The 20,126-nt window shown below is 71.3% G+C and carries 19 protein-coding genes; 9 read left to right on the top strand and 10 right to left on the bottom strand.

The features are described from left to right. Positions 1 to 89 precede the first annotated feature (89 nt). Both ABEA43_RS13590 and ABEA43_RS13585 read left to right on the top strand, forming a co-directional pair. A complete protein-coding gene (locus ABEA43_RS13590) occupies positions 90 to 923 on the top strand; it encodes a hypothetical protein (RefSeq protein ID WP_345561671.1) in 834 nt (277 codons plus the stop codon). Beyond that, positions 920 to 1,297: a GntR family transcriptional regulator gene (locus ABEA43_RS13585; RefSeq protein WP_345561670.1), complete on the top strand. Its 378-nt coding sequence runs from the start codon at positions 920 to 922 to the stop codon at positions 1,295 to 1,297. Before ABEA43_RS13590 ends, ABEA43_RS13585 begins: the two co-directional genes overlap by 4 nt. An 84-nt stretch (positions 1,298 to 1,381) precedes the next feature. Here the strand turns inward: ABEA43_RS13585 and ABEA43_RS13580 are convergent, their stop codons facing one another. Next, a complete protein-coding gene (locus tag ABEA43_RS13580) occupies positions 1,382 to 2,587 on the bottom strand; it encodes an acyltransferase family protein (protein WP_345561668.1) in 1,206 nt (401 codons plus the stop codon). Between the two features lie 111 nt (positions 2,588 to 2,698). Between ABEA43_RS13580 and ABEA43_RS13575 the strand changes: the two genes are divergently transcribed. Next, positions 2,699 to 2,968, top strand: coding sequence for a GlsB/YeaQ/YmgE family stress response membrane protein (locus ABEA43_RS13575; protein WP_345561667.1), 270 nt, complete (start codon positions 2,699 to 2,701; stop codon positions 2,966 to 2,968). Positions 2,969 to 3,031: 63 nt separating this feature from the next. On the opposite strand, the gene ABEA43_RS13570 is transcribed toward ABEA43_RS13575, so the two are convergent. After that, entirely contained in the window at positions 3,032 to 3,577 is a 546-nt protein-coding gene (locus tag ABEA43_RS13570) for a hypothetical protein (RefSeq protein WP_345561665.1), read from the bottom strand. Between the two features lie 219 nt (positions 3,578 to 3,796). Here ABEA43_RS13570 and ABEA43_RS13565 point away from each other — a divergent pair, with 219 nt between their 5' ends. Continuing rightward, the gene (locus tag ABEA43_RS13565) at positions 3,797 to 4,969 is read left to right on the top strand and encodes an SGNH/GDSL hydrolase family protein (RefSeq protein WP_345561663.1); all 1,173 of its coding nucleotides are present in this window, start codon (positions 3,797 to 3,799) and stop codon (positions 4,967 to 4,969) included. A gap of 8 nt (positions 4,970 to 4,977) precedes the next feature. Here ABEA43_RS13565 and ABEA43_RS13560 read toward each other — a convergent pair whose 3' ends face one another. From ABEA43_RS13560 to ABEA43_RS13550, 3 genes are read right to left on the bottom strand one after another with little or no spacing between them, the layout of a single operon-like run. Beyond that, a complete protein-coding gene (locus ABEA43_RS13560) occupies positions 4,978 to 5,358 on the bottom strand; it encodes a hypothetical protein (RefSeq protein ID WP_345561660.1) in 381 nt (126 codons plus the stop codon). Further along, the gene (locus tag ABEA43_RS13555; RefSeq protein ID WP_345561658.1) at positions 5,355 to 5,912 is read right to left on the bottom strand and encodes a MarR family winged helix-turn-helix transcriptional regulator; all 558 of its coding nucleotides are present in this window, start codon (positions 5,910 to 5,912) and stop codon (positions 5,355 to 5,357) included. The genes ABEA43_RS13560 and ABEA43_RS13555 overlap by 4 nt, the downstream gene beginning before the upstream one ends. A gap of 42 nt (positions 5,913 to 5,954) precedes the next feature. Continuing rightward, positions 5,955 to 6,686, bottom strand: coding sequence for a class I SAM-dependent methyltransferase (locus tag ABEA43_RS13550; protein ID WP_345561656.1), 732 nt, complete (start codon positions 6,684 to 6,686; stop codon positions 5,955 to 5,957). 449 nt (positions 6,687 to 7,135) lie between these two features. Here ABEA43_RS13550 and ABEA43_RS13545 point away from each other — a divergent pair, with 449 nt between their 5' ends. Then, positions 7,136 to 9,430 carry a peroxidase family protein gene (locus ABEA43_RS13545; RefSeq protein ID WP_345561654.1) on the top strand — a complete coding sequence of 765 codons (2,295 nt, stop codon included), beginning with the start codon at positions 7,136 to 7,138 and terminating at the stop codon, positions 9,428 to 9,430. Here ABEA43_RS13545 and ABEA43_RS13540 read toward each other — a convergent pair. From ABEA43_RS13540 to ABEA43_RS13525, 4 genes are all read right to left on the bottom strand, one after another. Beyond that, positions 9,427 to 10,410, bottom strand: coding sequence for a LuxR C-terminal-related transcriptional regulator (locus ABEA43_RS13540; RefSeq protein WP_345561652.1), 984 nt, complete (start codon positions 10,408 to 10,410; stop codon positions 9,427 to 9,429). The two genes, ABEA43_RS13545 and ABEA43_RS13540, sit on opposite strands and share 4 nt — an antisense overlap. 195 nt (positions 10,411 to 10,605) lie before the next feature. Beyond that, positions 10,606 to 11,580: a pyridoxal-phosphate dependent enzyme gene (locus tag ABEA43_RS13535; RefSeq protein ID WP_345561650.1), complete on the bottom strand. Its 975-nt coding sequence runs from the start codon at positions 11,578 to 11,580 to the stop codon at positions 10,606 to 10,608. Beyond that, entirely contained in the window at positions 11,577 to 12,245 is a 669-nt protein-coding gene (locus tag ABEA43_RS13530) for a helix-turn-helix transcriptional regulator (RefSeq protein WP_345561648.1), read from the bottom strand. Before ABEA43_RS13530 ends, ABEA43_RS13535 begins: the two co-directional genes overlap by 4 nt. A 136-nt stretch (positions 12,246 to 12,381) precedes the next feature. Continuing rightward, positions 12,382 to 13,002, bottom strand: coding sequence for a TetR/AcrR family transcriptional regulator (locus ABEA43_RS13525; RefSeq protein WP_345561646.1), 621 nt, complete (start codon positions 13,000 to 13,002; stop codon positions 12,382 to 12,384). Positions 13,003 to 13,078: 76 nt separating this feature from the next. On the opposite strand from ABEA43_RS13525, the gene ABEA43_RS13520 reads away from it, so the two are divergent. The 3 genes from ABEA43_RS13520 (at position 13,079) to ABEA43_RS13510 (ending at position 17,107) form a co-directional block, all read left to right on the top strand. Continuing rightward, positions 13,079 to 14,503: an MFS transporter gene (locus ABEA43_RS13520; protein ID WP_345561645.1), complete on the top strand. Its 1,425-nt coding sequence runs from the start codon at positions 13,079 to 13,081 to the stop codon at positions 14,501 to 14,503. Between the two features lie 124 nt (positions 14,504 to 14,627). After that, on the top strand, positions 14,628 to 15,710 hold the full coding sequence (locus ABEA43_RS13515) for a trypsin-like serine peptidase (protein WP_345561644.1): 1,083 nt from the start codon (positions 14,628 to 14,630) through the stop codon (positions 15,708 to 15,710). A 32-nt stretch (positions 15,711 to 15,742) separates the two neighbouring features. After that, entirely contained in the window at positions 15,743 to 17,107 is a 1,365-nt protein-coding gene (locus ABEA43_RS13510) for an FAD-binding oxidoreductase (protein WP_345561743.1), read from the top strand. A gap of 31 nt (positions 17,108 to 17,138) precedes the next feature. Here ABEA43_RS13510 and ABEA43_RS13505 read toward each other — a convergent pair whose 3' ends face one another. Beyond that, a complete protein-coding gene (locus tag ABEA43_RS13505) occupies positions 17,139 to 17,843 on the bottom strand; it encodes a DUF4097 family beta strand repeat-containing protein (RefSeq protein WP_345561642.1) in 705 nt (234 codons plus the stop codon). 135 nt (positions 17,844 to 17,978) lie between these two features. Here ABEA43_RS13505 and ABEA43_RS13500 point away from each other — a divergent pair, with 135 nt between their 5' ends. Beyond that, positions 17,979 to 20,033, top strand: coding sequence for a serine/threonine protein kinase (locus ABEA43_RS13500; RefSeq protein WP_345561641.1), 2,055 nt, complete (start codon positions 17,979 to 17,981; stop codon positions 20,031 to 20,033). The last annotated feature ends 93 nt before the right edge of the window (positions 20,034 to 20,126 follow it).

Raw genomic sequence — 20,126 nt, 5'->3', positions numbered from 1 at the left:
TCCGGACACCAGCCGTTGACTTTGTCGCAAGGTTTGACGCACTATATTGCTACAAAGCTTGCTACAAAAGCTGGGACAGAGGAGGAGCCATGGCATGTGACCCGCTACCGGACGCCGACCCATCGGCGGGCACGGCCGACCTGCGGATGGCGCGAGCGTGGCTGGACCAGCACGACCTGGCCGGCACCCACCCGACCGCCCTGCTGGCCAGCCGCCTCGCGGTCCGGCGGCACGCCCACCTCTTCGCCCAGGTCATGCTGGCCGTGCTGATCATCGGAGCCTCGCTCGCCGCAGTCTACGACCGGGTCACCACCTCCGCCTTCGGCGGCTTCCAGCCGCACCGCCAGGTGCCGCTGCTGGCTCTGACGGCGTTGGTCGCCGGGCTGCTGCTGGCCCAGTCGCTGCTCGACGGGTGGGTGCGGCGCGTCGACCAGCGGGCGGGCGCGACGTTGTCCCGCAGGGCGGCTCACCTGATCCAGCCCGGCTGGCGGGCCCTGCTCGGGCAGCCGTACGTCATTTTCGCGATCGCCACGTTCGCCGGCGGAATGGCGCTGGCGGGGAGTGCCCTGGCCGTTCCCGACCACACCGTGCGGCAGCTCGCCATCGTCCTGCTGATCGGCCTGCTCGGCGTGACCGCCCTCGTCATCATGCAGCTGCGCCACCTGCTCAGGCGTCCGGTCGTGGCCGAGGACGAGGAATCGCTGACCGCCGACGTCATCATGCGCATCGAGGACGCGCGCGAGCTCACCATGCCGAGCGTGCAGTGGTCGCTGCCCATGGTGCTGTTGTTCGGCACCGCGCCCGGCTGGTGGAACGTCGCCTCGGTCGCGTACCTGCTCCTGGGCGCGGCCGCGTGCATCGTCATCCGGCTCAGGGCGCCGTCGAGCGCGACGGTGGCCCGGCGGGCCATGATGGCCCGATGATCGTCATCGATGCGGCCTCGCCTGTTCCGCCGTTCGAGCAGCTGCGGGCCCAGCTCGCCCGGCAGATCCAGGACCGTACGCTGGCCGTGGGCACCCGGCTGCCGACCATCCGCCACCTCGCGGCCGACCTCGGCCTGGCCGTCAACACGGTCGGCCGGGCCTACCGGGAGCTGGAGGAGGCGGGGCTGATCGAGACGCGCGGGCGGGCGGGCTCGTTCGTGTCGGCCGCCGGAGAGGAGGGGCGGGAGCGGGCCCGCCGGGCCGCCGCCGACTACGCGGCCGTGATCGCCAGCGTCGGCATCGACGCGGGCGAGGCGATCCGCATCGTCCAGGCGGCCCTGACGTCCGGCACGACGGCACCGGTCTCGTCATGACCGCCGCCGCGCGGCCCGTTCACGACCCGGCCGTAACCCCGCCCGTGACCGCGTGCGTGACCCCGCCCGTGACCGCGTGCGAGGTCACGTCGCCGCCGGGCGTGCGACGCCGGCGTAGCGCCTGACCAGGCGGCGGCCGAGCCGCTGCATCGGCCGCTCCAGGAATCGGTAGGCCAGCCAGCTCCCCGGCAGCAGCACCACGAGGAAGCCCGCGCTGACGCCGAGCTGCAGGTGCAGCGGCGCCCAGCGCATCTCCCCCGCCAGTTGCATGACGACGAGCAGGATCGGCAGGTGCACCAGGTAGAGGGAGTAGCTGATCGCGCCGAGCCAGGCGAGGAAGGCGGGGACGCGGCGGGAGCGCCAGAGCAGGCCGCCGGCGAAGGTGACGCCCGCCAGGACCACGGTCAGGGCCCACACCTCGGGCTGCACCCACCACCAGCCGGCGTTGAGCGCCCAGAGCGGGGTCAGCGTCACCAGCGCCGCCGCGAGCCCGAGCGGCCACAGCGGGCCGCTCCCCCGTTCCCATCGGTGGACGGCCGTGCCGGCGAACATGACGGCCAGGATCGCCGCCCCGAACCACGGGACCCGGCTGCTCAGCAGCACCAGCGCGAGCGCCATGACGCCCAGCGCGAAGGCGGCGGCCGTACGTCCCCGTCCGGAGATCACGCAGGCCAGCCCGGCGGCGAACACGATCAGCGACGACCAGGCCAGCCACGCGCCCGACAGCGGCGCCCCGGAGAACGCGAGCGCGGCGCCGGCGCACAGCAGCCCGAAGACGACGGGCAGGAGACCACGCCCGTCCCGCACCCCGGCGGCGAACAGCGCCGCCACCAGCAAGTAGAAGATCATCTCGTACGAGAGCGTCCACATGGTGTTCAGCACGGCCCCGGCGCCCACCGCGTCCATCAGCATCGTCGCGTGCGCGGCCACAGAAGAGGCGTCCCTGGGCACTTCCTCGCGCACCGGGATCCACCAGGACAGGGCCAGGACCAGCGCGATGACCGCGAGGTAGAGCGGATAGAGGCGGAAGACGCGACCGATCCAGAAGGCCCGCAGGTCGCCGTGGCGCTCCAGCGAGGTCGGGATGATGTAGCCGCTGACCAGGAAGAACACCAGAACGCCGTAGACGCCCAGGTTGAACGTGACGGGCCGCAGCCACGGCATGGCCCACGTCGTCAGGTGCTCGCCCACCACCGCGAGCGCGGCGATGCCGCGCAGCGCGTCCAGCCAGGCCAGCCGAGAAGACACCGTCTGTACGGCTTGAGGGGCTTCGGTAGGAGCGGTCGCCATATGCCCCAACGTATCGAAGCGACGAGCCCCGGCCGTCCCGACACCGGAACCGGGCCAGGAACGTCTTCGTTGGACCAGGTAGGCGGACCACCTACTCGCGGGGAGTTCAGCGTGGAGATCACCGGCATCATCTCCGGCCTCATCATCGGCATCGCGATCGGCGCTCTCGGGCGGCTGGTCATTCCCGGCAGACAACGCATTCCCATCTGGCTGACGATCGTGATCGGCGTGGTCGCGGCCCTGATCGGCACCGCGATCGCGGCCGCGCTCGGCGTGGCCGACACCGGGGGCATCGACTGGATCGAGCTCGCCATCCAGGTCGCGCTCGCCGCCCTCGGCGTCTCCCTGGCGGTCGGCCTGTACGGCAGACCGCGCAAATAGCCGTCGCACGCGAACGGCCACGGGCTGACCTGCCCGTGGCCGTCCGTGCGTAAGCCGGTCAGCTCACGCGGGGAAGTCCTTGGGGTTGACCGAACTGGTGCGCGCGTTGCCGCCCTTGACCGGGTTGAGGGTCAGCGTCCAGATGGTCCGCCTGGTGGCGGTCGTGGAGAACCTCAGCTTGTCGTTGAAGCGCTGGTAGATGGCGGCCCGGGTGAACCTGTGCTTCGACGTGCTGAACCGGTAGCCGGTGGTGAAGTAGATCCGGTACGTGCCGTCCCTGACGTCCCTGATGCTCGCCGTCGACCTCGCGCGAACGTAGATGCTGACCGCTTTGGTCTTGCCCTTGACCAGGGTGACGACCCCGTCCCTTGACGAGCCGTTCTTGATCTTGAGACTGCCTGCGCCGCCGCCGAGGCGGTGGTACAGGATGCGGCCGTTGCGCGGGCGAGCGGCGGCGGCCGGGTCGGCCGTCAGCGTGACGGCGGCGACGGCCCGTTCGCCGGTCACCGCCGTGGCGCCGGCGGGAGAGGAGGTCAGCAGGCCGCCTGCCAGGGCGACGGCTGCGATGACACCGACGCGCAGAGGAGCTCTTTCGAGAGGGTTCCGCACAGTGAACATCTCCTTGGGGGTCGCATGGTCAGGACGAACATAGACGAATCCGACCTGATCGCGTACCTGTTATTTACCAGGATGCACTGACAATTCGCCGCCACCCTTCGCCCTTCGACGAGCGCCCTCCGGTGATACCTTTTACTCTCTCGCCGAAAGTTTCGGCCTGGCAGAGAAGGACGTGGCACGCTGGACATCGCTCTCGCGCAGGCGGGCTGGGTGAGCTCCTGGACGGCGATGCCGCAGCTCACCGAGCCGGGCAATCTGCCGCCCGCACCATACTCGGAGGCCGGCCTGATGCTGGCCGGCAGCACGCTGCGGCAGACCGTCCGCGTGTCGGCCGGCGGGCCGCAGGTGCGGCTGCGCTTCTCCAACGCGTTCGGCGGCGCGCCGCTGCCCATCACCCAGGTCTCCGTGGCGCTGCCCGCGGGCGGACGGGCCGGGGTGAGCGCGATCCAGCCCGGCAGCGCGCGGCCGGTGACGTTCTCCGGCCGCCCGTCCGCGACCGTGCCGGTCGGGGCGCACTACGTCTCCGACCCGCTGGACCTGCCCGTGGCCTCCGGCTCGATCCTGACCGTCACCGTCCACCTCGCGGACGGCCAGCGCTCCGGCGCGCTCACCTCGCACCCCGGCTCCAGGACCACTTCCTACCTGGCGCCCGGCAACCAGACCGAGGCACCCGACCTGGCCGGCGCGACCCCGGTCGACCACTGGTACCTGCTCAGCGGCATCGAGGTCCGGCCGGAGCGCGCCACGGCCGTGCTCGCCCTGCTGGGCGACTCGCTGACCGACGGCAGGGGCTCCACCACCAACGGGAACGACCGCTGGCCCGACCGGCTCTTCGACCGGCTGCGCGGCGACCCGCGCACCGCCGGGGTCGCCGTCGCCAACCAGGGCGCGGGCGGCAACCGGGTGCTCGACGACGGTCTCGGCCCCAGCGCCCTGGCCCGGCTGGACCGCGACGTGCTCGCGCTGAGCGGCGTCCGGTGGCTGATCGTCTTCGAGGGCGTGAACGACCTCGGCACGGCGGAGGCCACCCAGACCGCGCAGAAGCAGGTCGCCGACGACCTGACCGCCGCCTACGAGCAGATCGTCGTCCGGGCCCACGCCAGAGACCTCCTCGTGTACGGCGCCACGATCACCCCCTTCGGCGGCAACGACCCCTACGACGATCCCCGGGGACACCGGGAGGCGGCCCGCCAGGCGGTCAACGAGTGGATCCGCGGCAGCGGCCGGTTCGACGCGGTGATCGACTTCGATCGGGCCGTACGCGACCCGGCCGAGCCGCGGCGGCTGCTGAGCGCGTACGACGAGGGCGACCACCTGCACTTCAACCCGGCCGGCTACCAGGCGCTGGCCGACGCCGTCCCGGCTGCGCTGCTGCACGGGTAGCCGTCCGCTCAGGGCTCGATGTGCGCCTTCATCGACTGCCAGGGCGCGGCGTCGAACACCAGCAGGATCGACACGATCTTGCCGTCCGCCAGCCGGAAGTGCTCGGCCGTGCGCTGGACGCCGACGGGTGTCGCGGTGTGCACGTCGTAGACGAGGGTCGCCTCCGCCTCGCCGTACAGCTCGCTGATCAGCTCGACGCCGGTCACGATCGACACGAACCCCGGCAACGTCGCCAGATGGCCGGTCCTGTCGTCCGAGTCGATGAACGGGCTCTGGAACCGGAACGGCTCTCCCAGGTGCTCCGCCGCCGCGGGGACCTCGCCGCGGAAGCGGGCCTCGTGATAGCCGCGCACGGTGCGGCGGGTCTGCTCTTGCGCTGTCGCGGTCATCGGCGCGGTCCGTTCTGATCGAGGTGTTCGGCGAGACGCCGCTGATTGCCGGCCAGCCGCAGGCACAGGTCACGGAACGCGACCAGCTCCGCGGGGCTGAACCCCTGGAAGATCGCCCGCATGGCGAGCTGCGACGGCCTGCGGAACGCCTCGATCCAGGCCCGCCCGGCAGGGGTGATCTCGGCCAGCACGGAACGCCGATCGCCCGGATCCGGCACCCGGCGCGCCAGCCCGGCGCTCTCCAGCGTGTCCACCAGGCCGGTGACGTTGCGGGAGCTGACACCGGCGGCCCTGGCGAGCTCGCCGATGCTGATCCCCTCCGCGCTCCCGCTCAGCCGGATCAGCAGATCGAGCGCGCCCGCGCTGACCCCTCTGCCCTCGGAGCCATGGGCACGCATGCGTTCGATGGACTGATAGGCGGTGCGGACGGCGGCGCTCGCCTCGAAGGCGGGCAGGTCGCCGTCCTCACCGGCGAACCGGGCCATCGCGGCCCTGGCCCGTGGATCGTAGAGGGTGCCGTCCAGATCGGTCTCAAATTTCTGTACATCCTTCATAATATTGAAGGAGAATAGTACGTACTTCCCGATCTGGCCAGCTCAGTCCTCCAGACGCTGGGCGAGGAAGACGAACTCCAGCCCCGGCCGGTCGGGTGCCTCGCGGACCTCCTTCACCGCGTAACCGCTCCCGGCCAGCACCGCCTCGACCTCGTCGCGCTCGCGGAAGCGCAGCGTCGAGTCCGACGTCAGCACCTGCCCGTCCGCCGCGAACACCCACGTGCCGCGGAACGTCACCAGCGGCCCGCTGACGTCGATCAGGTCGGTCCAGGTCTCGACCGCGCCGACGCCGTCGATCTCCACGACCCGATGTGTCGCCTCGCGGTTCCAGCCCAGCCAGGCCTGCTTCACCGGATCGCGGGTCTCGAACACGACATGCCCGCCCGGTCGCAGCGCGTCATGGATCCCGCGCAACGTGCCCGCCCAGTCGTCCGGCTCGGCGATCGCCTGGGCGACGTTCGCGGTCATGGTCGCGAGATCGGCCCGCATCGGCGGCAGGCCCGTCGCGTCGCCGTGGATCCAGCGCACCCGCTCCGCGCCCGGCTTGGCGCGCGCCACGTCGAGGGAGGCGCCGGCCGGGTCCACGCCCGTCACGTCGATGCCGCGACCGGACAGCAGCAGCGCGAACGTCCCCGTGCCGCAGCCGACGTCCAGCACGGTGCGGGCGCCGAGCTCGACGGCGATGGCGGCGTACGCCTCCAGGTCACCGCGGTCCGGGTCGAGTACGTCGTAGATCGCGGCGAGCCGGGGATGCGCGAAAATCTGATCAGCCATGCGCTGCACCATATGCCGTCCCGGCGCACCCGCTCGAATGAAAGTTTCATCCCGAATCGCTGCCGCGTTGTTCCGGCCCCGGCGAATCCCCGGTCCGCCGAACTCGGCCGCCGCCTTCGCGTTCGCCGGTCCGCGTAAATTCCCCCCAGGGGTTAATCACCCCCAAGGGTGACTCGCCCGATCATGTCCATTGACGGTCGTTGATCGGGAGCACAGCATTGCCGCGAGATGCCTGAGCCCTGCCCGACCTGGAGGTTTGTGGCGGAGATCAGGGTTTCCGGCCAGGAGTCCGCTGTTCCAAGATTGTCACACCCAGGGCCCTGCTGCGCTCCCGAGCCCCCGCGTGCTGACGCCTCGCGATATGCCCGTCCTCCTCTCAACGTGCGAATGAGAAAGACGGTTCACGTCGCGGAGAAAGACTCGCGAAAAAGACCGGGTGGAGAGACCAGATGCGACACCACCATTCCGGCGCCCGCCAACGGCGGGGGCTGCGCCGGGGATCCTTGTCCGCCGCCTGCGCCACGCTGCTCGTCCTGAGCGGCGTGGCCACCGCACCCGAGGCGAACGCGTCCGTCCCCTTCGAGGTCGAGACGCTCGACGGCACCGGCAACAACGTCGCGAACCCGACGTGGGGGAAGGTGGGCACCGCCTATTCGCGGGTGGCCCCGGCCCGTTACGCCGACGGGGTGGGCGCCCCGAGAACGGGACCGAACTCGCGGTTCATCAGCAACCGCGTCTTCAACGACGTCAACCAGAACCTCTTCTCCGAGCGGCGGATCACCCAGTGGGCCTTCACCTGGGGCCAGTTCATCGACCACACGGTCGGCCTGCGCGACGGGGCCGGCCCGACCGCGACCGCGGCGAACATCCCGTTCAACGCGAACGACCCGGTGGAAAGCTTCGTCAACGACCTGGGCAGCATCGCCTTCACCCGCTCGGCGGCCACCGCGGGCACGGGCACCGGCACCGGCAACCCACGCCAGCAGACCAACACGGTGAGCTCGTACCTCGACGCGTGGGCCGTCTACGGCGGCACCAACGAGCGGCTCGAATGGCTGCGCGAGGGCCCCGTGGACGGCACCCTCGCCAACAACGGCGCTCGCCTGCTGATGCCCGGCGGGTACCTGCCCCGGCGCACCAGCCGGGGGAACGCGGCCACCGCGCCCGCCATGGACGCGGACGGCAGGCTGCGGCCCACGCCCGGCAACGCGATGGTGGCCGGTGACGTGCGGGCCAACGAGAACATCGCGCTGACCGCCACCCAGACGCTGTTCGCCCGCGAGCACAACAGGATCGTGTCGCTGCTGCCCGCCTCCCTGCCGGAGGAGGACAAGTTCCAGATCGCCCGCCGCGTGGTCATCGCGGAGCAGCAGTACATCACCTACAACGAGTTCCTGCCCTCGGTGGGCGTCACCCTGCCCCCGTACACCGGCTACAAGCCGGGCGTGAACACCAACCTCAGCAACGAGTTCGCCACCGTCGGCTACCGCGCGCACAGCCAGATTCACGGCGAGGCCGAGGTGGAGACCGAAGCCGCCCGCTACTCGGCCGCCCAGTTGCAGGCCTTCGCGAACCAGGGCATCGAGGTCGAGACCGTGGACGACGAAGTGGCGCTCGCGATCCCGCTCAACGTCGCCTTCTTCAACCCGGACCTGGTGCCCGCGCTCCAGCTCGGCCCGCTGCTGCAGGCCATCGGCCTGGAGTCGGAGTACAAGAACGACGACCAGATCGACAACCAGCTCCGCAGCGTGCTGTTCCAGATCCCGGTCGCCGGCAACCCCGGCTGCCTGGACGGTCCCACGCTGCCCCAGTGCTTCCGCGGCGTCGTGGACCTCGGCGCGATCGACACCGAGCGGGCCCGCGACCACGGGATGCCGGCGTACAACGAGCTGCGGCAGGCGTACGGGCTGGCGCCGCGTACCAGCTTCACCGCGATCACCGGCGAGGCCACCGACGCCTTCCCCGCCGACCCGGCGCTGACCCCCGGCAACGAGATCAACGACCCGGACAGCCTCACCCATCTCCAGCTCTTCGACATCGACGGGACGGCGCTCCCGGCCGACGACGACGCCTCAGCCACGCGGTCGGTCCGCCGCACCACGACGGCGGCGCGGCTGCGCGCGATCTACGGGAACGTGAACAACGTGGACGCGTTCGTCGGCATGGTCGCCGAGCCGCACGTGCCCGGCACCGAGTTCGGCGAGCTCCAGCTGGCCATCTGGACGCGGCAGTTCCAGGCGCTGCGTGACGCCGACCGCTTCTACTTCGGCAACAACATGGGGCTGAGCACGATCAGGCAGCAGTACGGGATCGACTTCCGGCGGACGCTGGGCCAGCTCATCGCCGCCAACACCGACATCCCGGCCGCCGAGCTGAACGACAACGTCTTCCTCGTCTCCGACGACGAGCTGCCGGCCACGACCTGCCGGATCGCCTACGCGGTCGGCACGAGCTGGCCGGGCGGCTTCCAGGCGGCCGTGAGCATCACCAACCAGGGCACGGCCCCCATACAGGGCTGGACCCTGCGCTGGCGGTTCGCGAACGGGCAGACGTTCACCGACCTGTGGAACGGCGTCGCCTCCCAGTCGGGGGTGAACGCGACGGTGGTCAACCAGAGCTACAACGCCACCATCCCGGCCGGCGGCACGTTGTCGGGGATCGGGTTCAACGCCAGGTGGGACGACGCGGCCAACGCGGAGCCGCCTGACTTCACGCTGAACAACGCGCGCTGCGCCCGCGGCTAGCGACCCTCTCGTGGAGGCGGGCCGCCGCCCGCCTCCATCCGGTCCTCCTGCACGCCCAGCCGCACCCCCAGCTGGTACGCGATGACGAGCGTCTCCGGCCTGTTCCTCGACCCCAGCTTCCTGAACAGCCGGGCCTGGGTGTTCTCGACCGTCTTGGTGGTGATGCCGAGCAGGCGGGCGGTCTGCCTGATGGTGTGCCCGCAGGCGATGGAGCCGAGGATGTCCCGCTCTCGCGAGGTGAGCTTCGGCAGGCGCGGCAGCGGTTCGGCCTGCGCCGGGAGGCGGCCGCCGAGATAGGAGGAGGTCATGACGAAGCAGTAGCCCCTGGCCACGAGCCGCAGCACCATGTCCAGCTCCCCGCGCACGTCGGCCGCGCAGATCAGCGCCCGCGCGCCGCGGCGCAGCGCGTCCGTGACCGCGGTCAGGTCCGGCGCCGCGGACCTGACGATGACCGACGGGGCGGACAGCCGGGCCGGCACCCGCCAGTCCTGCGGCAACGGGTCCAGCAGCAGCACGGTCAGCTCGCCGGGGTGCCGGCGGAGCTCCACGTCACTGCTCACCTCGCCGGCGCGGATGAGAACGAACGCCGTGCCACGCTCCAGCAGCGCGACCGCCAGCGGGAGGCAGTCGCCGCCCGGCCGGGCGTGCACGACCACCAGCTCGGCGCGACCACGTTCATGAGGCGGCCGGGAGCGGCTCTCCGTGCTCCCGGCCGCGCTTCCGGCCGTGCTCCCGGCCGTGCTTCCCGGCAGGTCGAACAGGCCGAGCGAGATCCCGCGGGACACGGCATGGATCTGTGAGCCCACGCCGAGCTTCTGATAGAGGTGCCGTTTGTGGCTCTCGACGCAGCGTGGACCGATCCTGAGCATCCCGGCGATCTCCGACACGCTGTGCCCGCTGCCGATCAGCAACAGCACGGTCAGCTCCGTGCTGGTCAGCCCGTCGGTCGTGGTGGTGCCCGGCCGCGGTGGAGCTCTCACGCCAGTCCGGTCCATGGCAACTCAAGCTTCACTCGTCACGACTCCGGACTTTCCCGACGGAACCAATCCGGAAATCGCGTTCCACGCATAGACAGGGTGATGAATATGACATGAAACGTCAATAAGGAATCTTCCGCCCCCAGGTTGGCCCGCCTGCGGCCGCGAAACTTTCACACCCGATTTCCTGGTATGCGCCTATGCCGGTCCCGCGCACAGCTCGGCGAAGCGGCGGCTGTCGATGTTGCCGCCGGAGACGATCACGCCGATCCGCGGCGGCACCCCGTCCACCGCTCCGGCCAGCAGGGCGGCCAGCGAGGTGGCGCCGCTGGGCTCCATGACGATCTTCAGCCGCTCGAAGGCCAGCCGCATCGCCGCCCGGATGTCGTCATCGCTGACCAGCACGATCTCGTCGACCAGCCGCTTGTTGACGGAGAACGTCAGCTCGCCGGGGATGTCCGCGGCCTGGCCGTCGGCGATCGTCCGCGGGACGGGGATGGAGACCCGCTCGCCCGCGCTCAGCGACCGCTTGGTGTCGTCGCCGGCCTCGGGCTCCACGCCGATCACGCGGATGCCCGGCAGCAGCCCCTTGGCCGCGGTGGAGCTCCCCGCGATCAGGCCGCCGCCGCCGACCGGGACCACCAGGGCGCCGAGCTCGCCGACCTCCTCGATCAGCTCAAGCGCGGCGGTGCCCTGCCCGGCCATCACGTGCGGGTGCTCGTACGGGGGGATCAGCGCCAGCCCCCGCTCGGCGGCCAGCGCCTCGCCGATCGCGACCCGGTCGCCGGTGTAGCGGTCGTAGGTCACGACCTCCGCGCCGTAGCCGGCGGTGGCCTCCCGCTTGGATCGGGGGGTGTCCTCGGGCATCAGGATCACGGCGGTGCTGCCCAGCTCGCGGGCGGCGAGCGCGACGGCCTGGGCGTGGTTGCCCGAGGAGTAGGCCGCGACGCCCCGGTCCAGCTGCTCGCGCGTGAGCCGGGAGACCGCGTTGTAGGCGCCGCGGAACTTGAACGCGCCGGCCCGCTGGAAGTTCTCGCACTTGAGGAGGACCTCGGCGCCCACCAGCGCGTCGAGGGTGCGCGAGCGGAGAACGGGCGTGCGGTGGGCGACGCCCTTGAGCCGGGCCGCGGCGTCGTGGACGTCGTCCAGGGTGACCGGGAGTGCGTTCGTCATGCTGGGTGCTCCTGCGTGGTGTGGGATCCGGTGCGTACCTGCGAGAGGTAGGTGTAGGCGGACGCGCGTGAGATGCCGAGCCGGGCCGCCACCTGGGGGACCGCCCGGCGCACGGCGAACACGCCGCGCTCGTTCAGGCTCCTGAACAGCGCCAGCCGCTCGTCGCGGCCGAGCTCCGCCCAGGGTTTGTTCTGCTCCAGCTGGTGGGCGTCGACGATCGCGTCGATGACGGAGTCGATGTCGTCGCCGAACGTGGTGGTCGGCGGGCCGGCGGGGGCGGCGAGCCCGGCCAGCTCGCCGATCAGCGCGTGGGCCCGGGTGACGGCGGTGATGTCGAGGTTGACGCACAGGGCACCGAACGCCGTCCCCTCGCTGTCGCGCAGCACCATCGTGGACGACTTGACCAGCTTGCCGTCCGTGGTGCGGGTGACGTAGTTGAGCTCGTCGGCCGCCTGGTCGCCGCGGGCGAGGATGCCCATGCCGATCTCGCTCATCGACCCGCCGACGCCGCGGCCGGTGACCGAGCCCGCGATGGCGACCACGGACCGCTCGGGGCGGCGGAAGTCGTGCACCACCACCTCGCAGAACGAGCCCAGGGTGGCGACGATGCCGTCGATGACCGGGGTGAGCGCGGCGATGATCGCGTCCTGCTCCGCGTCGCTCATGGGCGTCTCTCCGTCCAGATGGTCTGGACAAAGCGTATACGCCTTGGATGAATCGTCCAAGTAGGTCGGCGGCTGCCACCCCCGCGGCTACGCCGGCCCCTCGCTCGGCCGTGCCGCCCCCACGCTCCGAGGCGGCTCAGCGGGGTGGTGTGAGGAGGCCGGCGAGTACGCGGCGGACCCGCTCCGTCGCGTCCGCGTCGCCGAGCCGGAGCGCGGTGTTCGCGGCGACGAGCACCGCGTCGAGCTGGAACGCCGCGAGCCCGGCGTCCACCTCGGCGATCTCGCCCGCGCCGGCCGCCTCGCGCAGCTCGCCCGCGAGCCGGTCGAGCCAGCTCCGGCGGTGCCCGGCGAGGGCGTCGCGGACCGGCCCGGGACGGCTGTCGAAGTCGGGCAGGCTCGCCGCCCAGAAGCACCCCCCGGCGAACAGCGGCTGCTCGATGTAGGCGATCCAGCGCTCCACCAGGGCGCGCAGCCGGGCCGCCCCGGGCGGCGCGTCCGACACCGGCCGCACCACCGCGTCCAGGAACGCCTCGCGCGCCGCCGCCACGGTGGCGAGCTGCAGCTTCTCCTTCGTCCCGAAGAGCGTCGCGACGCCGCTCTTGCTGAGCCCGAGGTCGGTGGCCAGGCGGCCGATGCTGAGCCCGGTCAGCCCTTCGAGCGACGCGACGTCCACGGCGTGGCGGGCGATCGACTGCCTGGTGCGCGCTCCGCGCAGGAGTCGCTGGTCGGAGATCCCGGCATCGGCTGGCTCGCTCATGCGTCCCATCCTTCCAGTTGCGCTAACGTACGAACGATCGTACGTTTTGTTTATGCCAGATACAACCGTGAGGTCCGTGCCCTGGGCAGCCGTGTCGGTCGTGCTGACCGGTGCCTTCATGGCGATCCTCGACTCCTACATCGTCATCGTGGCCGGTCCGGCGATCCAGGCCGGGCTCGGCGCGACCGGGGGCGAGCTGCAGTGGGTGCTGGCCTCGTACCAGCTCGGCTATGCGGTGTTCCTGGTCACCGGCGGGCGGCTCGGCGACATGTACGGCCGCAGGCGCGCCTTCGTCGCCGGCATGGCGCTGTTCACGCTGGCGTCCGTCGTGTGCGCGGCCGCCGCGACCCCGACCGGGCTCATCGCGGCCCGTCTCGTCCAGGGCCTGGGCGCGGCGCTGATGCTCCCCCAGGTGTACGCCGCCATCACCGTGCTGGTCCCCGAACAGCGCCGGCATCGTGCGTACGGGCTGCTCGGGGCCGTCATGGGGCTCGCCACCATCGGCGGGCAGCTGATCGGCGGCCTGCTGATCGGCGCCGACCTGTTCGGCTCCGGCTGGCGGCCGGTGTTCTGGATCAACGTGCCGATCGGCCTGGCCACCATCCTGTTCGCGGTCAGGCACCTGCCGGAGTCGAGGGCGCCGCAGGTGCGCAGGCTCGATCTCCCGGGGGTCGCCGTGCTCAGCGTCGCGCTGTTCCTGCTCGCCTTCCCCCTGATCCAGGGCCGCCAGGCGGGCTGGCCCTGGTGGACCTGGGCCGGGCTGGGCGCGGGCGTCGCGGGGCTGGCGCTCTTCGTCCGGATCGAGCGCAGGACCGCCGCCCGCGGCGGCGACCCCTTGGTGCGGATGTCCCTCTTCCGCACCCGCTCGTTCGCCGTCGGCATCCCCCTCGTCCTCGCCATCTACGCCCTGCTGTCCTCCTACTACCTCGTTCTGTCGATCTCCCTTCAGGACGGGCTGGGCCTGCTGGCCCTCGGCGCGGGCCTGGTGTACACGCCGGCCGCGGCGACCTTCTTCGTGTTCAGCATGATCGCGGGCAGGCTGGTGCCCAAGCACGGCCGCCGCGTCCTGGAGATCGGGGCGATCGTGGTGACGGCCGGTTACGCGACGACCGCGGCCGTGCTGCTGGGCGGGCTGCCGTTCACACCGTGGGTGGTCATCCCGACCCTCATGCTGCAGAGCGTCGGCGGAGGGCTGCTGATCACGCCGTCGCTCAACGCGGTCCTGGCGCGCATCGACCCCGGCGACGCGGGCATCGCCTCAGGCGTGCTGTCCACGGCTCAGCAGGTCGGGGGCGCGCTCGGGGTCGCGGTCATCGGCGTCGTGTTCTTCGCCGCCTTCGACCCCGCAGCCGCCTTCGACCCCGCAGCCGCCTTCGACCCCGCCGCCGGCGACCGGGCCGCCGCCGCGGGCCACGCGCTGGCGATGTCCTCGCTCTTCACCTTCGCCGTCGCCGCCGTGGCCGCCGTCCTGGTGTACCTGCTTCCCAGGACCGAAAAGTGACTCACCGTACAAAGCACTCATACGCCTGGTGATAGTGCCATATCAGTATGCGCATACGTTGAGCGAGATCGATGCCCCGTTGCGTACCTCCAATCGGCAGATTCCGGTTATCGGGAGGTACGTAATGCACCGTAGAGTCGCCCTGCTCTCCACCGTCGCGCTCACCCTGGCCGGCAGCCTGGTCTCCGGGAGCGTCGCACACGCCAGTGCCGGGACCGGCCTCGACCCCAGGCCCTTCGGTTGGTCAGCCGCGGACTCATGGCCGGAACGCAGGGACGCCCTGCAGTACTGGACGCCCCAGCGCATGCTGGCGGCGCGGCCGCTGGCGGCCCCCGAGCCGCGCCGCAGCCGGTCGGACGGGCCGACCCAGGGCACCCCATGGGCGACCCGTGGGGCCTCGACCCGCACGGGCGGCCAGGGCACCCCATGGAGTGTCGGCGGCACCGCACGCGTGTCCACGGCTGCGTCGACCACTGGGGCAACCACCGCCTCCACTGTGCAGCAGGCGCTGGTGCCGAACAGCCCCGGCCTCCCGTGGACGGACGACGGCGCCGTTGTACGCACCACCGGGCGCGTCTTCTTCACCACCGCGGAAGGCGGCAACGCCTCCTGCTCGGGAAGCGCCGTGACCAGCGCCAATGAGAGCGTCGTGATAACCGCCGGGCACTGCGTGAAGCTGAACGGCGCCTCGCACCGCAACTGGGTGTTCGTCCCCGGGTTCGACGACGGCCGCCGCCCGTTCGGCACCTGGGTCGCCACCCGGCTGCTGACCACCCAGCAGTGGAACGCCAACGAGGACATCAACTTCGACATCGCCGCCGCCGTCGTCGCACCGCTCAACGGCCGCTCGCTGACCGACGTCGTGGGCGGGCAGGGAGTGGCGTTCAACCAGCCCAGAGGGCGGCAGATGTTCTCCTTCGGCTATCCGGCGGCGGCGCCGTTCGACGGCTCCGACCTGACCTACTGCAGCGGTCGCACCTTCAACGACAACGTCATGACGAGAGACCTGGGGCTGCGCTGCAACATGACCGGCGGATCGAGCGGCGGGCCATGGTTCGCCGGGTTCGACGAGTCCACCGGGCTCGGCTGGGTGAACTCCGTCAACAGCTTCAAGTACGACTTCGCCGCCAACTTCATGTTCGGCCCGTTCTTCGGCAACGAGGCGATGGCCGTCTACCAGGCGGCGCAACGCTCGAACGCCCTCTGAGTCCCTGCCGCGGGCGGATTGTTACCGTGCATATCGTGCACGTCATAGACGCTCTGTCCGCGGTGCTGCCGCCGAGCAGGATCGTCCGCGATCCCGATGTCCTGGCCGCTCACTCCCGCGACCAGGCCGCGTGGGCGCCCCAGGGCGCCGCCGTGGCGATGGTCCGGCCCGAGGACGCCGAGCAGGTGCGGAAGGTGGTGGCGGTCTGCGCCGAGCACCGGGTGCCGATCGTGCCGCGCGGCGCGGGCACGGGCCTGTCCGGTGGCGCGAACGCCGTGGACGGGTGCGTGCTGCTGGCCCTGGACGGCATGGACCGCATCCTGGAGATCGACGCGGCCGAGCAGCTCGCCGTCGTGCAGCCGGGCGTGATCAACGACCGGCTGCGCGCGGAGGTGGCCGGGCACGGGCTGTGGTATCCGCCCGATCCGGCCAGCTCCCCGTGGTCCACGATCGGCGGGAACGTGGCCACCAACGCGGGCGGCGTCTGCTGCGTGAAATACGGGGTGACCCGCGACTACGTGCTCGGCCTCCAGGCGGTGACCGGCACCGGCGACCTGGTCAGGCTGGGCCGCAGGACCAGGAAGGGCGTGGCCGGGTACGACCTGGCCGGGCTGTTCGTGGGCTCGGAGGGCACGCTGGGCGTGATCACCGAGATCACCGTGCGCCTGCTGCGGCTGCCGGAGGGCACGCCGACGACGATCGTGGGCGCGTTCGGCTCCCTCGTCGAGGCGGGCCGCGCGGTCGCGGCCGTGGGCGCGTCCGGCATCACGCCCAGCGCGCTGGAGCTGGTCGATCGCTACTGCCTGCGGGCGGTGGACGAATGGAAGAACATGGGCCTGGCCGACCTCGGCGACGTGCTGCTGCTCGGCCGGGTGGACACCGGCGACGAGCGGGCCGCCGCGGTGCTGCAGGAGTGCTTCGACCGGGCAGGCGCCACCTGGAGCACCCGTTCGACCGACGCGGAGGAGGCCGAGGCGCTGTTCTCCGCCCGCAGGCTCGCCTATCCGGCGCTGGAGCGGCTCGGGCCGGTGCTGACGGAGGACGTGTGCGTACCTCGCGGGCTGGTGCCGGAGATGCTCGCGCGCATCGAGAAGCACGCGCGGGCGCACGGCGTGCACATCGCCAACATCGCGCACGCCGGCGACGGGAACCTGCACCCGCTGATCGTCGTCCCCGCGGGCGACGACGAGGCGCGGGCCAGGGCGCAGCTCGCGTTCGAGTCGATCCTCGACGACGCGATCGCGCTCGGCGGCACCGTCACCGGCGAGCACGGCGTGGGCCTGCTGAAGAAGCGCGGCATGCACGCGGAGGTGGGCGAGGAGGTGCTGGCGATGCACCGCGCGATCAAGTCGGCGCTGGACCCGGCCGGGATCTTCAACCCCGGAAAGATCATCTGAGCGTCTCGCCCGCGTCCCCTGACGGGACCGCTCAGGCGTCGACGACCTCCAGGTCGCCCGAGTCGCTGACCAGCTCGATCGACCGCTGTGCCGCGGCGTCGCTGGAGGTCTCGATCTTCTTGTTGCCGGAGTCGGTCCTGGTGACGATCTTGTACGGCCCCGCCGGCACGCGCACCACGGTCGTGCCCGAGTCCGTGACGGTCGCGACCTTGTCCGGCTGCCCGGTGAACGCGAGGGTCACGTCGCCGGAGTCGGTCTTCGTGACGACCTGCTTGCCGGCCAGCCCGGTGGCCTCGATCGTCCCGGAGTCGCTGGCGGCGTCCAGCCCGCCCGACAGGTTCTTGAGCGTCAGAGTCCCCGAGTCGGAGTGGACCTTGACCCGCAGCCCCTTGGGCACCTCGACCTTGTAGCTCACATCACAGGTGGCGGCGCCGCTGCCCAGGCCCCAGGTCGTCGCGCACTTGAACTTCAGGACGAGCGTGTCGCCCTGCACCGCGTGGCTGGGCTCCGGCTTGTTCTTGCGCCAGCTGAGCTGCTCGGTCACGTGGATGCCCTGGCGGTCCGACTCCACCACCTCGACGGTGCCGGAATCGGTTTCGACCTGCAGCGCCGCCACCTTGTCGGTGACGTCGTACGACGCGCTGTCCTCGTCGAGCGGCCCGGCCAGGCCGCACCCCGCGGACACCGCCGCGAGCCCCAGCAGGCTCGCGATCACGGCCGTTCTCTTGATGCTCATGTCCGTAGAGTCTGGGCCATCCGCGCGAAACCGGCGTCGGGGAGGTCCCTGAGAACGTCCCTGAGGCGGAACCCTGACGCACGGGGGTTCGCGCTGGGTTTGATCTGACCTCCCGTCACCACCACAATTCTTCGCATGCCGTCCAATTCGCCGCTGACGTCGCGAGATCCCACCAAGATCGCCGACTACCGGCTCCTCGGCCGGCTGGGCGAGGGCGGGCAGGGCGTCGTCTATCTGGCGGTCTCCGGCTCGGGCCGGGAGGTGGCGGTCAAGTGGCTGCGGGACGGGCTGTCCGGCACCCCGGACGACGTCGAACGGTTCCTGCGCGAGGCGCAGGTGGCCCAGCGGGTGGCGGAGTTCTGCACGGCGCAGGTGCTGGACACCGGGGTCGAGGACGATCGCCCGTTCATCGTCAGCGAGTACATCGAGGGCCCGTCACTCCAGCGGGTGATCACCAAGGACGGCCCGCGGAGCGGCGCCGATCTGCACCGGCTGGCCATCGGCACGATCATCGCGCTGGCCGCCGTCCACGAGGCGGGCATCGTGCACCGCGACTTCAAGCCCGCGAACGTGATCCTCGGCGCCGACGGCCCGCGGGTGATCGACTTCGGCATCGCGCGGGTCCTGGACGCCACCGCGACCCAGACCTCGTCGGTGCTGGGGACGCCCGCGTACATGTCGCCCGAGCAGTTCCGCGGCCACCCCGTGGGGCCCGCGGCCGACCTCTTCTCCTGGGCCAGCACCATGGTGTACGCGGCCACGGGCCGGCCGCCGTTCGGCGACGACACCGCGGCGGCCGTGCTGACCCGGGTGCTCCACGACCCGCCTGACCTGTCGGGGCTGACCGATCCGCTGGGCGAGGTGGTGTCCGACTGCCTCGCGAAGGATCCCGCCCGCCGGCCCTCCGTCGAGCAGGTGACGACGCGGCTGTTGCGGCGGCGAGCGGCACCGGCCTCCTTCGGCCTGCCGCCCTCGATCGCGAACGCGGCTCCGCCCGCACACACGCCGCCTCCCGCGCAAGCGGCCCCTCCCGCGTACGCGGTCCCCTTAGCGAACGCGGCGCCGCCCGAGAACGCGGCGCCGCCCGAGAACGCGGCGCCGCCCGCAAAAGCCACCGCCGATCCCGTTGCCCGGCCGCGTTTCTGGCACACCCCGGGCTGGCGGCGGCACCGGCCGAAAGTGCTGGCGGGGGCGTCGGTGACGGCGGCGCTGGCGACCCTGCTCTGGGCCGGCCTGGCACTTCCGTGGCGGGGCCTGCTCCCCACGAGCACCGCCACCGGCGCGCCTTCCATCACCCCCTCCGCGCCATCGCCGGCCGCGAAGCTGCGCAAAACCCAGCTGGTGGGCACGCAGACGACCATCTACGAGAGCCCGGGCGACCCCATCAAGCTGACCGCTTACACGCAGGCGGGCAAGGACGACGACTCCGCGACGTACCTGAGGACCGGGAAGAGCGAGGAGTTCGCGCTGTATCCCGGCATGATCGAAGGCGAGCTCTCCCCCGACGGCCGCTACACGGTGACGCGCTCCGCCCTCTTCGACGACGGCGACTATGACTCGCTCATCGTCACGGAGCTGGCCACGAGCGCCCGGTTCACGGTGCGGACCACGAAGTCCCCGCAGAACGCGACATTGCGCGGCTGGTCACGGGACAGCTCGAAAGTACTGGTCAGTTTCTTCAAGCCGGCCGACGACGGCGCGGTCTACAAGGGATTCGGCGTGCTCGACATCGCCAGCCGGCAGTTCAGGTCCGTCCCCACGCCCGATGGGGTCTTCACCGGCTCGGCGTTCTCCTGGGACCAGGACAAGGGCGCGATCAACGGCTACGGGAAGGCGGTGCGATTCCTCGACGCCGAAGGCAATCGGATTCGCGACTACCACGACGTCGGCACGCTGCCGGGGGACGCCACGGACGTCTTCTCCCCGTCCGGTCAGACGTTCGTCACCAACTGTTCCGGGACGGAGCGGTACGCACACTGCCTGTGGACCACCGCGGACGGCCGGTTCGTGCGCAGGTTCACGTCGGACTGCCACGAGGTGCTCGGCTGGTACGACGAGAGCCACCTCTACTGCTACTCCGCGGCGAAACACTCGATCCAGGTCGTCGACTCCTCCGGGAGGTACGTCCGCACGCTCGCGGACGTCGAAGACTACGACGGGTTCACCCCGGTGTACTCGCGGGCCCGCTGACCAGTACCTGCCAGGCCGGGGAAATCCCTGGAAATCAGGGTGTGCCTGGTGTTCGCTGACGGAGTGGTACTCGGCTGTTCACGTACGTGAAGA

The organism is Nonomuraea rosea (assembly GCF_039539705.1).
GTDB classification, from domain to species: Bacteria; Actinomycetota; Actinomycetes; order Streptosporangiales; family Streptosporangiaceae; genus Nonomuraea; species Nonomuraea rosea.
This window is presented reverse-complemented; position numbering and strand designations above follow the sequence as displayed.

Bases quoted from the DNA above. Each gene is read 5' to 3' on its own strand.
- ABEA43_RS13590 (WP_345561671.1), top strand. From the start codon at position 90: ATGGCATGTGACCCGCTACCGGACGCCGACCCATCGGCGGGCACGGCC.
- ABEA43_RS13585 (WP_345561670.1), top strand. From the start codon at position 920: ATGATCGTCATCGATGCGGCCTCGCCTGTTCCGCCGTTCGAGCAGCTG.
- ABEA43_RS13580 (WP_345561668.1), bottom strand. From the start codon at position 2,587: ATGGCGACCGCTCCTACCGAAGCCCCTCAAGCCGTACAGACGGTGTCT.
- ABEA43_RS13560 (WP_345561660.1), bottom strand. From the start codon at position 5,358: ATGACCGCGACAGCGCAAGAGCAGACCCGCCGCACCGTGCGCGGCTAT.
- ABEA43_RS13555 (WP_345561658.1), bottom strand. From the start codon at position 5,912: ATGAAGGATGTACAGAAATTTGAGACCGATCTGGACGGCACCCTCTAC.
- ABEA43_RS13550 (WP_345561656.1), bottom strand. From the start codon at position 6,686: ATGGCTGATCAGATTTTCGCGCATCCCCGGCTCGCCGCGATCTACGAC.
- ABEA43_RS13545 (WP_345561654.1), top strand. From the start codon at position 7,136: ATGCGACACCACCATTCCGGCGCCCGCCAACGGCGGGGGCTGCGCCGG.
- ABEA43_RS13535 (WP_345561650.1), bottom strand. From the start codon at position 11,580: ATGACGAACGCACTCCCGGTCACCCTGGACGACGTCCACGACGCCGCG.
- ABEA43_RS13530 (WP_345561648.1), bottom strand. From the start codon at position 12,245: ATGAGCGACGCGGAGCAGGACGCGATCATCGCCGCGCTCACCCCGGTC.
- ABEA43_RS13525 (WP_345561646.1), bottom strand. From the start codon at position 13,002: ATGAGCGAGCCAGCCGATGCCGGGATCTCCGACCAGCGACTCCTGCGC.
- ABEA43_RS13515 (WP_345561644.1), top strand. From the start codon at position 14,628: ATGCACCGTAGAGTCGCCCTGCTCTCCACCGTCGCGCTCACCCTGGCC.
- ABEA43_RS13505 (WP_345561642.1), bottom strand. From the start codon at position 17,843: ATGAGCATCAAGAGAACGGCCGTGATCGCGAGCCTGCTGGGGCTCGCG.
- ABEA43_RS13500 (WP_345561641.1), top strand. From the start codon at position 17,979: ATGCCGTCCAATTCGCCGCTGACGTCGCGAGATCCCACCAAGATCGCC.